Annotated in this window: 8 protein-coding genes and 1 pseudogene; 5 read left to right on the top strand and 4 right to left on the bottom strand. The window is 42.7% G+C overall.

Annotation, left to right across the window (positions count from 1 at the left end; all coding sequences use genetic code 11):
• Positions 1 to 34 precede the first annotated feature (34 nt).
• The 3 genes from trpB to H6G32_RS23665 all read left to right on the top strand — a co-directional run bounded on the left by trpB (position 35) and on the right by H6G32_RS23665 (position 6,331).
• Complete coding sequence (trpB, locus tag H6G32_RS23675; RefSeq protein ID WP_190462772.1) at positions 35 to 1,276, top strand: tryptophan synthase subunit beta; 1,242 nt, start codon at positions 35 to 37, stop codon at positions 1,274 to 1,276.
• 493 nt (positions 1,277 to 1,769) lie between these two features.
• Positions 1,770 to 4,931, top strand: a complete 3,162-nt coding sequence (locus H6G32_RS23670) for a GAF domain-containing protein (protein ID WP_190462770.1) — start codon at positions 1,770 to 1,772, stop codon at positions 4,929 to 4,931.
• A 101-nt stretch (positions 4,932 to 5,032) separates the two neighbouring features.
• Complete coding sequence (locus H6G32_RS23665) at positions 5,033 to 6,331, top strand: hybrid sensor histidine kinase/response regulator (protein ID WP_190462768.1); 1,299 nt, start codon at positions 5,033 to 5,035, stop codon at positions 6,329 to 6,331.
• Positions 6,332 to 6,692: 361 nt separating this feature from the next.
• On the opposite strand, the gene H6G32_RS23660 is transcribed toward H6G32_RS23665, so the two are convergent.
• Positions 6,693 to 7,610, bottom strand: a complete 918-nt coding sequence (locus H6G32_RS23660; RefSeq protein ID WP_190462765.1) for an FTR1 family iron permease — start codon at positions 7,608 to 7,610, stop codon at positions 6,693 to 6,695.
• A gap of 117 nt (positions 7,611 to 7,727) precedes the next feature.
• Here H6G32_RS23660 and H6G32_RS23655 point away from each other — a divergent pair, with 117 nt between their 5' ends.
• Positions 7,728 to 9,131: a sensor histidine kinase gene (locus tag H6G32_RS23655; RefSeq protein WP_190462763.1), complete on the top strand. Its 1,404-nt coding sequence runs from the start codon at positions 7,728 to 7,730 to the stop codon at positions 9,129 to 9,131.
• Positions 9,132 to 9,425: 294 nt separating this feature from the next.
• Positions 9,426 to 10,142, top strand: a complete 717-nt coding sequence (locus tag H6G32_RS23650; RefSeq protein ID WP_190462761.1) for a response regulator transcription factor — start codon at positions 9,426 to 9,428, stop codon at positions 10,140 to 10,142.
• 538 nt (positions 10,143 to 10,680) lie between these two features.
• Here H6G32_RS23650 and H6G32_RS23645 read toward each other — a convergent pair.
• From H6G32_RS23645 to H6G32_RS27490, 3 genes and pseudogenes are all read right to left on the bottom strand, one after another.
• On the bottom strand, positions 10,681 to 12,348 hold the full coding sequence (locus H6G32_RS23645) for a CHAT domain-containing protein (protein ID WP_242046716.1): 1,668 nt from the start codon (positions 12,346 to 12,348) through the stop codon (positions 10,681 to 10,683).
• Between the two features lie 63 nt (positions 12,349 to 12,411).
• A pseudogene (locus tag H6G32_RS27175) lies at positions 12,412 to 12,483 on the bottom strand (hypothetical protein); the annotation flags it as partial.
• A gap of 24 nt (positions 12,484 to 12,507) precedes the next feature.
• Positions 12,508 to 12,586: transposase (locus H6G32_RS27490; RefSeq protein WP_190462299.1), on the bottom strand; the 79-nt coding region annotated here is incomplete at its 5' end.

Raw genomic sequence — 12,586 nt, 5'->3', positions numbered from 1 at the left:
ATAATTAACCGTGTTCTGTTATTTTAGCCAATCCGTGACTACTACTCCTCTCTCTCCCAATACTCAATCAAGTGCTGCTGTTCCCGATACACTTGGGCGCTTTGGCCGCTTTGGCGGTAAGTATGTCCCAGAAACCCTGATGCCTGCTTTATTTGAACTAGAAACAGCGTATCAGCAATACCGCAATGAACCAGGTTTTCAAGCTGAACTGCAACAGTTGTTACGCGATTATGTGGGACGTGCGACACCGTTGTATTTTGCTGAACGCCTCACGGCGAACTATGCCCGCCCTGATGGCACTGGCGCGCAAATTTACTTAAAGCGTGAGGATTTAAATCACACTGGCGCTCATAAAATTAATAATGCCCTTGGTCAGGTATTGTTGGCCAAGCGCATGGGTAAACAGCGGATTATTGCTGAAACTGGCGCTGGACAACATGGTGTGGCTACGGCAACTGTTTGCGCTCGTTTCGGTTTGGATTGCGTGATTTATATGGGCGTTCATGATATGGAGCGCCAAGGGTTAAATGTGTTTAGAATGCGGCTTTTGGGGGCAGAGGTGCGTCCTGTAGCGGCGGGAACAGGAACCCTGAAAGATGCGACTTCTGAGGCTATCCGCGATTGGGTGACGAATGTGGAAACAACTCACTACATTCTCGGTTCAGTGGCTGGGCCCCATCCTTACCCGATGATGGTACGTGATTTTCATGCGGTAATTGGGCAAGAAACTCGCTCTCAAGCACAAGAAAAGTGGGGCTGTTTACCGGATATTCTCTTGGCTTGTGTGGGTGGTGGTTCCAATGCGATGGGTCTATTTTATGAGTTTGTCCGTGAGCCGTCTGTGCGGTTAATTGGGATTGAGGCGGCGGGTGAGGGTGTAAATACTACCAAACATGCTGCTACTTTAACAAAAGGACAAATTGGTGTGCTGCACGGGGCTATGAGCTATCTGTTGCAAGATGATGAGGGGCAAGTAATTGAGGCTCACTCGATTAGTGCTGGGTTAGATTATCCTGGTGTGGGCCCAGAACACAGCTATATGAAGGATCTTGGTCGGGCGGAATACTACAGCGTAACGGATACAGAGGCTTTGGCGGCTTTCCAATTGCTGTCAAAGTTGGAGGGAATTATCCCAGCACTGGAAACTTCTCATGCGATCGCTTATCTGGAAACTCTGTGTCCTCAACTCACCGGTAGCCCCCGAATTATTATTAACTGCTCTGGACGCGGTGATAAAGATGTGCAAACTGTCGCTAAGTTTTTATTAGATACCTAACTGCAAGGGTTCTATCAATTTGGTGATTGTTACTACTCAATTTCTACTCAAAACAGGGTAAAAGTTCCTCTTAAAGGGATTCTTTGCCCTGTTTTTTACTGCTCGAATCTTACTCATTTAAAAGCGATCGCATCTCACCGTTACCAGCCCTGAGAACTAAGAATAATGGCTCTTCTAGGTTTTTGATCTGGGGATTGTTGGGAGATGTCCTTACGGGAAATTACAGGCAATACACACAGAGCCTTATCTAGACTGAACACTTTTAAGATAGATTTTCATCAAAAATACATCTATCTCAAGTAAGATTTTTGATATATTTGTTAAATTACTTACTTAACGTTCCATGCTGGCGGTTGAAGGTTGCTAAATGTAACTGTATTATTTATCCTGTAATAAATCATTTTTTGCCCCTAGAGAAAAATTTAGCATCTTTACCCTGCCTAAGTTCTGCTCTGTTTCATGGCTACTGCGTTGAGGACGACATGGTGGAAGTATGCAAGCAATATTGGAAATGTTTGAGAATCTTTTATCGTCTAATTACTATATGCCCCACGGGCATTGCTATCTCTGGCAAACGCCCTTGGTTGGGTTACATCTGGTGAGCGATGCACTAATTGCGATCGCCTATTTCTCGATTCCGGTAATGCTGATCTACTTCGTGAAAAAACGAAGTGATATTCCCTTCTCTAAAGTCTTTGTCTTATTTGGCGGCTTCATTATTCTTTGCGGTACGGGGCACTTGCTGGATATTTGGACACTTTGGCACCCGGATTACTGGCTGTCAGGCATTGAAAGAGCCATCACTGCCTTAGTTTCTTGCTATACCGCTTTACAACTGGTGGAACTCCTGCCGCAATTTTTGGCATTGCGATCGCCAGAGCAGCTAGAAATCATCAACAGGGAATTAGAAAAGCAAATAGCAGAACGGCAGCGAACTGAAGAAACCCTGCAAATGATTGTTGCCGGCACTGCTTCTGTAACTGGAGACGATTTTTTTCCGGTTCTGGCGCAGAATTTGGCAACAGCAATGGATGTAGCCTACGCCATGGTTTTTGAAACCGTTGACAACTCTTTACAAAAGCTGCGAAGTCTGACTGTTTGGGATGTAGATCATCTGGCAGAAAACTTTGAATATGAATTGATCAACACTCCCTGCAAAAATGTAGTTCAGAAGAATAAGCTGTGTGCCTATCCCAGCGGCTTACAGCAGATTTTTCCCAATAACTCATTGATCGAGGGGTTGAGAGCAGAAAGCTATGTAGGCGTGCCCTTGGTCGATATCAATCAGAATGTGATTGGGAATCTTTGTATTATCGATGTTAAACCCTTCCTATCTGACGATCGCACCAACACACTGCTGAGAGTCTTTGCAGCCAGGGCTTCTGCTGAACTGCAACGCAAATGGGCAGAAGAAGAGAAACGCTGCGCTTATGAAGAACTGGAATTTCGGGTAGATGAGCGCACTGCTGAACTTGTGGCGGCTAATACCGCCTTGGAAACCGAAATTAGAGAACGAATTGCTGCCGAAGCGGCACTTAGGGTGATGGCAGAGCGGGAACAGGCAACCAGCCACGTCATCCAGCAAATGCGTCAAAGCCTGAATCTGAAATCTATTTTCAATGCCACGACTGTAGAATTACGCCAAGCTGTTGCCTGCGATCGCGTCCTGATCTATCGTTTCAAACCGGATTGGAGTGGTGAATTAGTTTCCGAATCAGTCGCTGATGTTTGGAATACCTTACTCCCCACACTAGGAAGCAATAGCGAACTCACGACGATTGCTGTTGATCAGCACAACTGTATCCTGACTCAGCCTGGCAGTTCAGAGGGGTTGATCCGCGATACCTATTTGCAAGACAGCGAAGGTGGTCTTTTTCAGCAAAAACATAGCTATTACTGTGTTCCCGACATCTACCAAGCAGGATTCAATCCCTGTTATCTCAGTCTTCTAGAGCAATTGCAGGCACGAGCTTACATTATCGCCCCCATCTTTTGCGGCAATAAACTCTGGGGACTGTTAGCAGTTTACCAAAATGGCAGTCCACGACAATGGCAAAACCCAGAGATTCAGATCGTCACCCAAATTGGCAATCAGCTTGGGGTTGCTGTCCAACAGGCAGAACTATTTGCTCAAACCCAGGAACAGGCAGAGGAACTGAAGCGGGCAAAAGAAGCCGCTGATGCTGCTAATCGGGCAAAAAGTGAGTTTCTGGCCAATATGAGCCATGAACTTCGTACTCCACTCAACGCCATTCTCGGTTTTACTCAGTTAATGCAGCAAGATCAATCCTTGACCACTGAACATCAAAGGTATGCAGAAATCATCAATCAAAGTGGTGAACATCTCCTAGGACTGATTAACGGTGTACTGGAGATGTCCAAGATTGAAGCCGGACGGATCACCCTCTGTGAAATAGAATTTGATCTGCAAAAATTGCTGCATAGTTTGTTCGCCCTGCTGCAACTCAAAGCCTTGTCCAAAGGTTTAACACTGAGTTTTGACTGTGATGCTACCGTACCCCAAGGCATCAAAACCGATGAAAACAAACTTCGTCAGGTACTAATCAACCTCCTGGGCAACGCCATTAAGTTTACTGATAAAGGAAGCGTGACCCTGCGAATTAGGAATCAAGAGCCATCTGAGGCAGACAAGGAAGAATTTCCTACTGGTTCCCCATTGCCGCACACCCTCTTGTTTGAAGTTGAAGATACTGGGACTGGTATCGCCCCAGAAGAACTTAGTAATCTGTTTCAGGCATTTCAGCAAACACGAGCCGGACACCAAGCCAAAGAAGGAACAGGTTTAGGGTTGCGGATTAGTCAAAAGTTTGTGCAATTGATGGGTGGGGAAATTACTGTCCGGAGCGAACCGGGTCTAGGTAGTTGTTTCACCTTTGATATTCAGGTTGGTTTGGCTGAGGCAGTGCCTGTTACCAAATCATCTTCCATTGACAATTTAGTCAGTATTGCTCCTGGGCAGATATCCTATCGCATTCTGATTGCCGAAGATCATCCTGCCAATCGGTTGCTACTGAACACGATCTTGAGTCGTTTAGGTTTTGAAGTCCAGGAAGCTGAAAATGGGCAAGTGGCGATCGCGCTTTGGCAGCAGTGGCAACCCCACCTCATCTTTATGGATATGCAGATGCCGATCCTCGATGGCTATCAAGCTGCTCGGCAAATCCGGAATTTGGAACAAAAATTAGCGGCTGGGGAAATTTACACCCCGACAAAAATCATTGCCCTGACAGCAAGTGCCTTTGCAGACCAGCGGCAGGAAAGTTTGGATGCAGGTTGCGATGACTTTGTCAGCAAACCATTTCGTTGGGAAGAAATTCTCGAAGCCCTAGCCAAGCACCTAGGGGTGCAATATCTGTATGCAGCAACTCCCAGCGAGGCCATTGTTCCCAACTCATTACTTCACCAACCAGACTACGTTCTTGATGGGGCTGCTTTAGCAATTATGCCAGCCGATTGGATTGCTCAATTACACTTCGCCGTCGCTCAAGGCAATGATGCCAGTAGTCTCAACCTCATTGCTCAAATCCCCCCTGAGCACACTTCACTGATTGAAGCTTTAACCAAATTAATTGAAACCTATCAGTTTGACCAACTGATAGCCCTCACTCAACCAACACCATCAGAAGAAGTTTAAGATAAATCTAGGGCTAATTTTTTCTGTGCAATTTATCAACTAAAACAAATCACGAATGATAGATAATCACTCTCAAACTTTATTTGTTGACAACTAATAAAATGAATATCTATGTAGAAGATAACGTATTTATAGCAGACATTCTCATTGTTGATGATAAACTTGAAAATATTCGGTTTTTATCTGATTTTTTATCAAAACAAAATTATCAAGTTCGCAAAGCCATCAATGGACAGGCAGCATTAAGGGCTGTGAAGACACTGCCACCCGATCTAATCCTGCTAGACATTAATATGCCAGGGATGGGAGGGTATGAAGTTTGCGAGTACTTGAAAAAAGATCCAAACTCAAGTTCAATTCCTATAATTTTCTTGAGTGCTGGTAGTGAGGTTACTGATAAACTTCGTGCATTTGAAGTTGGAGGTAGTGACTACATTACTAAGCCATTTCAGTTAGAAGAAGTTCTGGTGAGAGTTCAAACTCAGTTAACGGTTCAGCACTTACAGAAGCAGTTAAAATCTCGCAATGAGCAACTACAAAATACGCTTTTAGAATTACAAAAAACTCAATCCGAACTGATTCTTAAAGAAAAGCTGGTGAATGCAGGCCGAATTACAGCAGGAATTTCTCATGAAATTAATAACCCTCTGAGTTTTATTCTTGGCAACCTTAAACCTGTGTCTGAATATAGCCAAAAGCTGATTAGCCTAATTCAGCTTTATCAAGTAGCCTTTCCAGATGCAACTCCAGAAATTAGCAATTTTATCGAAGAAATGGAACTAGATTTCCTGGTTCCAGATTTTATCAGAATTATTCATTCCATCCGCACGGGAGCAGAACGTATTCGCTCAGTTGTTCTGGCGCTACATATTTTCTCTCGTCTTGATGAGTCAGGTATCAAACCGATTAATGTTCATGAAAATATTGAGAGCGTTCTCATGCTACTACATCATCAACTTGTGTTAAAGGCTGGATCACTCAATATTTCTATTTTCAAAGAATATGAAGATATGCCAATATTTATGGGTCATGGAAATCTATTGAATCAAGGGCTGCTAAATATTTTACAAAATGCTATTGATGCACTTAATCTCAAACTAAATTCAGTTATTGATGGTTCATTCAAACCGACAATTTGGATCAGCATACACACTAGGGTTAAAAATACAATAAGCATCAGCATTAAAGATAATGGAATAGGAATTTCTCAAGAAAATCAAGCTCATTTATTTGAGCCATTTTTTACTACAAAAATAGTTGGACAAGGAGTTGGATTAGGTTTATTTACTAGCCATCAAATCATCACTGAATTTCACAAAGGTACTTTGGTTTACCATGCCTGCCCTGAAGGAGGCTCAGAATTTATCATGGAAATTCCTAAAAATCGTGTGGCGCATTAAAAGTTTAGGACTTACTTTCCTTGATAAATTTACCGTCTTTTCAGGCTTTTTTGATGCGTCTCTTTACCCATCCTACCTGTAGGGTGCGTTCCCTAACGCACGAATCATGATTTTTAACGACACAAACAATACCCCATATTTGCTATTTTCCGTCCGTTAAGTCCTAAAGTTAACAAATTAAGTTTTTAGTTGGTTCACGCACTACTACATCCGAAAACTCATGCCAATTTAAAAAAAGAATGTGACAGATACAAACGCGGAAACCCTATCAAATCAAGCTTTATTAATTTTGAATTTTGAATTTTGTATCCCTGACGGGAGCCGTAGGCTCTATGAGAGAATTTTGAATTTTGAATTTGTGTCACTTTTTCCCTTTGATACCCTGGAAATAAATTCCCCCCACTGTAGTTAAAAATATACAATAGCTGATGGCTTGAACTAAATATAGCCTGTCGGTATAGCCAAAGAAAGCACTGAGGAGGATGCCAGGAAAATGTTCTGCTGGTAAGATTTTGCTGGTGTTCCAAATCATCGGGCCTAAGATACAATCCCGATCCATTGGTTTAGCAAATCGTTGGTAGTAAAAACACACTGATTCTGAATGGCGATCAGTATGCGCTAGGGCGATCGCAGCTGTGTCAAACCGTGCTAAAGCTGTTACTAGCAGTCCGGCAATAATTAAAAGTAACAACACTCCCATAACTGTGAAAAAACGGCGGAGATTTAGCCTGATTCCCCATTTGAAGATGAGAACACCGATCCAGGTAGCAGCGATGATGCCAGCTATCGCTCCTAATGTAGGAATCAAACCTTGGCTAAAGTTGCCGGCGATGAACAACACCGTTTCAAATCCCTCACGCAATACAGCAAAGAAGACAAGGGCAAAAATGCCCCAGCCAGCCCCACGTTCTTGTTTCATCGCCGATCCAATCGCTACTTCCAATTCCTGTTTCATTTGTTGAGCATTCCGAGTCATCCAAATCAGCATCCAACTCAAAAGGGCGATCGCCATCAGATTAAACACTCCCTCCATCAGTGGCTCAATCACTGGCGCATATTGCTGATTGGTGGTTCCCAATCTTTGAATCACCCAACTAAAAATAATTCCTACTAAACCACTAGCAAGGATACCAGCGATGACTCCGCCATACACCCAAGGCTGCAAACCCTTGTGGTGAGATTTTTTCAGGTAAGCCAATACAATTCCCACCACGAGGGCAGCCTCTACCCCTTCCCGCAAAGTGATCACAAAGGTTGGTAAGGCGGAGCTAAAATCCATCAATTTATCGCCTTTTCTTTTGTAGTTGGGACTTTTAAGCTTGGCATCTTGGGTAGTTTATGATAATCTTTGTCAATTATATGCTGATGGTTATTCCTTAGTGGAAAAGTCCCAGATATGATTTTGGACAACCTGCCAATCCTGATCGTTGTAGCCTATTTTTTACTGCCACCTGTGCTAGTTTATGCTCTCTACAAAGGGCGGGACGTGCCGTTTCACTGGATGTTTCTAGTGTTTGGGGTGTTTTTGAGTATTTGTGGCACAGCTTATGTGATCCAGACTTGGCAGATATGGTATCCCAACACCTGGATATCAGAGTTCCTGAAGATTTTAACAGTTGTGGTGGGAATGGCGATCGCATTTATGGTGCTGGCACTGTTACCTGTGGCACTGGCTCTACCCAGTCCAGCCCGCTTAGAAGCCACAAAGCTAGCCCTGGAAAGTGAAATTGGCGATCGCCTCCGGGCAGAAAAGGCACTCTGTGAGCTAGCATCTCAGTTAGAACAAAAAGTAGAGCAACGAACTGCCGAACTCTCAGAGGTGAATTTTGCACTCAAACGAGAAATTAGCGATCGCCTAGGAGCCGAAAAATCTTTAAGACAATCAGAAGCCCAACTCAGAGCAGAGCATCAACAGCTACAAGCCGCCTTGCGAGAACTTCAGAGTACCCAGTCTCAACTGATTCAAGCAGAAAAAATGTCGAGTTTGGGTCAAATGGTAGCCGGTATTGCCCATGAGGTAAACAACCCCATTAGCTTCATCTTTAGCAACCTTGAGTATGCAGAACAGTACACACAAGATTTATTGCATCTAGTAGACCTTTATCAGCAAGAATATCCTCAACCATCAGGGCAAATCAAGAACTGCATACATAAAATTGAACTGAATTTTATCCGTGAAGACTTTTCTAATCTACTTTGCTCCATGCGAGTCGGAACTGAACGCATTCGTCAGATTGTCCTGTCAATGCGGAACTTCTCTCGCTTGGACGAAGCAGAGATCAAGTCTGTAAATATTCATGAAGGCATTGAGAATACCCTACTCATCTTGAATCATCGGCTAAAAGCGGTTGGCAAGCATTCAGCCATTAAAGTGATTAAAGAGTATAGTTCCCTGCCACTTGTAGAGTGCTATGCAGGCCCACTGAATCAGGTGTTTATGAATATTCTGAGTAACGCCATTGATGCCCTACGAGAGTCAGAAGCTGATCACTTTGAGCAGAAACAGATGCCAGTGCACAACACTCTGTCAATCCGGATTCAAACTCAAATTTTGGCAGACAATTACGCCATGGTCCGAATTGCCGACAATGGTGCCGGTGTTGCTGAAAACTTCAGGCAAAAGCTATTTGATCCCTTCTTCACCACAAAGCCTGTCGGTAAAGGTACGGGGCTAGGGTTATCGATCTGTTATCAAATCGTAGTAGATAAGCATGGTGGGCAACTGCGATGTATCTCGCCGTCAGGGCAGGGTGCAGAGTTTGTCATTCAGATTCCCATTCGGCAATCCCCTGTAGTTTAAAGCGGCTATTTGCGATTCTCACTACTATAAATAATTTTACTACACTTACGTGTGTAAATTTGAGCCTACACTAAAATTTTCTTAAAAAACCTCTAAACTGTACATGACTGACAGATATTGTAAGCATTATGATATCTGAAGTTTTCGTAAATTTTAGGTAAAATTAAGTGTATACAAGTAGTAAGTACAGCAGTGCTTGCTCTTAGCCAAGTGAGCGTAAATACACTGACAACAGAAACACGTAGAACGAAACTGTCGCAACAGCAAATCGTCAAATCAACAATAGACTGCCTTATGGATACGCTACTCGCTACTAATCCCAAGATTCTGATTGTCGATGATGACTCCAGTGTCCGCAATCTCATCTATCGTTTTTTAGGTCGGAAATATCAAATAGAATCAGCGGCAGATGGTAAGACTGCTTTGGCGTTGTTTGATCAATTTAACCCAGCCTTAGTAATTCTGGATTGGAATTTGCCAGATGCCAATGGCTATAACCTCTGTCAAGAAATGCAGAGTCGCACAAACGTTTTAGTGATGATTCTGACTAGCCGGAATGATGAAGCTGATAAAATTAGCATCCTGGCCGCAGGTGCTGATGACTTCATGACTAAACCCTTTAGTTTGGCAGAAGTGGAAGTCAGAGTAGAAGCCCTTTTGAGACGCATCCGCTATATTAACCCCAGTCCATCACAACGCCTCACTTTTAAGCAGCTAGCAATTAACCCAGAGGGTAGAGAGGTGACACTTAACAATAAACCTTTAGCTTTAACAGCCCTGGAATTTAATATTTTACATTTTTTAGCCAGCCATCCTGGTCAAGCTTGGAGTCGTCCCCAGCTAATTCAAAAAATCTGGGGTTGTGAATACGTGGGAGATGGACGGGTGGTTGATGTGCATATTGGTCAGCTGCGTAAGAAAATGGAAGTTGATGCCAGCATCCCGGAGTATATTAAAACTGTTCGGGGCTATGGTTACAAGTTTGAGCCACCGGAAACTGTCCCTGTTTAAACTCCTAATAGAAGCTGAGTTTAACACTTGAATTAATTCAGCGTTTTTATTGAGGCTTGACCGGATTAATTGTGATAGTTTGGGATGTTTAAACCAACGACACTCAGGGAATTCGTGTCTGCTCAAGCCTCAGATAAAAGCTTGAATTTTTCTCCTTCAGAGAAAGAAATATCAACAAAGTCTAAATATACTAAGCTTGATAGAGGTTTCCCATTGCTTCTGCAATTTATCATAACCTGATGGTCATACCGCAGTCGCTTTACAAGAATATGCGGGATGCGTAAAGCTCAGTCACGAAGAGTGCTGAGATATAAGCGACACGAGGGATTTTAATCCCCGTGGTCAAAATATTCTATCAATTGGTTCCGTGGTGTGGGTCTTCAATATATCTTCTAATACTTTCGCTACTAAGGTTTCCTGCTGATGATGGCTAAATTTGATTTAGCTGGAATCAGTAGGGGCTGTTTGAGTCAGCCCAAGAAAGTTCTTTTATGGACTCTTCTGGAATCTCAGTGTCTTTAGACCTGAGAGGCTCAAATCAGACCCAATTACCCACCATTACGTAAGGTGACCATTGAGAAGGACGGCTGTAATTATCATTCTTCAGCATCTTAATTTGGGCTTGACGTAATGCTTCGGCTTTTGTGACTTTAGCAGTAATTAATTGGTAATAAAATTCACCAATTAAAAAACTAGTGGAGTCATCATTAATGTTCCATAGAGAAGCTAGCGTACTCCGTGCGCCGGCTTTAATCGCCACCCCGGCTAACCCCAATGTGGCACGGTTGTCTCCGGTTGCCGTCTCGCAAGCACTAAGCACTAGTAACTCCACAGGTTCAGTGCTGTTTTGCCCTCGACTCTTGAGCAGGGTATCTAGTTCATCAACATAAATGCGCTTATCATAGGCCAAGATGAAAGTTTCTTTGGCTTTTGAACTAAATTTTCCGTGAGTTGCTAGGTGAACTATTCTATAAGGCTGGTCATTAATTGTTTTACCTAATTTTGTACTAATAAAATTTTCATTGAAAAGCGTGGTTGTCTTAATCCCCAATGCTTGAATTTGATTTAGTTCATTTTTCACATTAGGAAGTGGCGCAAATCTTTCGTTTTTAGGTATTTCTGAAAGTCCGCCAGTCAATGCAGTTAAATATACTGATGTAAAAGGTTGTGGGGTAAATATTTGTAACCCAGGACTGAGAGCAATCGCATATTTTTCAACTAAATATTCTTGGCCATCATATAATACAGCCATGGGAATATTACGCAAAAAACCATCAGGAATAAATACTAAAGTATTCACACCACTAACCTTTAATTCTGCTTCGTATGGTTGAATTAACCAGTTATAAAGTTTTTGGGAGAGGGCTTTAACTTTCTTTGTTCTTTCTGGTTGAACTATGTCTGCTCGCAATTGCATGATGACTTGATCTACTTCCTGAGCACTAACTAAAACAGTTTTATGGCTCAAAGGTTTGTTAGGCAGTTTGAGGATAATTTCTAACTGGTTTTCTAGAATAACTGGGTAAAAGATAGCACTATTGGGGTAATTTCTGTCTACAACTTCGTCAATAATTACAAATTTGTTATTTATGCAAGCTTCTCGAAAGAAGTTATCTAACTCGGCAACTTGTAGCGCTTCAATCAGCTTCCGGGCTTTGTCTAAGTCTGGTTTGCCTTCTCCTTTTTCTTGAAACAACAGTTCTACTGACTGGCGATAGATTGGTTCAACGCTATCGCGGAAATTAAATTGCACATCGCGGTTAACGGCAACTAAATCGCTGCGGAGAGATTGAAGGGTATTAATAGCAGCATCATAAAATGCGATCGCACTTTTTAAATTCCCCTGTATTTTCAATAATCTTCCCAACTGCCACTGCCAAAGATAAGCTACATCTGAAGCTACTAATTCCTGAGCAATCAATAATGCTTTCTCTGTCAATTCCTGAGCTTCTTGCCATTGCTTGGTTTGTTCATATATTTCTCCTAAGCTGCCAAGGGCGTAAGATTGGGCTAGCCTGTCGTTGATACTTTGTGCCTGTTGCCAACTTTGAGCCAGTATCCGGGCAATATCTTCAGGAGGAAGAATGTTCTTGCTACTGCGGGCAAAATTCATCTTTGCGTAAATACTGCTACGGTTGACAGGTAAACTTGCAAGTTGCGATTGGATAATAGGAATAAGTGCTTTAGCATCTGCGGTTTTTTCCATCTCCACCAGCAAGCTAAGTAGATTTATCTGCCCTTGGACTTTTGTCAGGGGGTTCGGTGCAACTTCAGCTGCTTTTTGATAATGTGCGATCGCTTTTTCAAAATCCCCCTTAATTCTGAGAGTATGGCTCTTCAGTACTTGTTATGCCAAAATAATAAGCTAAACCCAATTTAATAAACATCTAACTCTAAAGTTTTCAAAATTTCTAAATCCATAACCAGAACGTTTAATCAGCTTA

Source organism: Cylindrospermum sp. FACHB-282 (assembly GCF_014697195.1).
Taxonomy (GTDB): Bacteria; Cyanobacteriota; Cyanobacteriia; order Cyanobacteriales; family Nostocaceae; genus Cylindrospermum.
Note: the sequence above shows the minus strand (reverse complement) of the source record. Positions and strands in the feature narration are given on the sequence as shown.

Bases quoted from the DNA above. Each gene is read 5' to 3' on its own strand.
- H6G32_RS23655 (WP_190462763.1), top strand. From the start codon at position 7,728: ATGATTTTGGACAACCTGCCAATCCTGATCGTTGTAGCCTATTTTTTA.
- H6G32_RS23670 (WP_190462770.1), top strand. From the start codon at position 1,770: ATGCAAGCAATATTGGAAATGTTTGAGAATCTTTTATCGTCTAATTAC.
- H6G32_RS23660 (WP_190462765.1), bottom strand. From the start codon at position 7,610: ATGGATTTTAGCTCCGCCTTACCAACCTTTGTGATCACTTTGCGGGAA.
- H6G32_RS23645 (WP_242046716.1), bottom strand. From the start codon at position 12,348: ATGGAAAAAACCGCAGATGCTAAAGCACTTATTCCTATTATCCAATCG.
- H6G32_RS23665 (WP_190462768.1), top strand. From the start codon at position 5,033: ATGAATATCTATGTAGAAGATAACGTATTTATAGCAGACATTCTCATT.
- H6G32_RS23650 (WP_190462761.1), top strand. From the start codon at position 9,426: ATGGATACGCTACTCGCTACTAATCCCAAGATTCTGATTGTCGATGAT.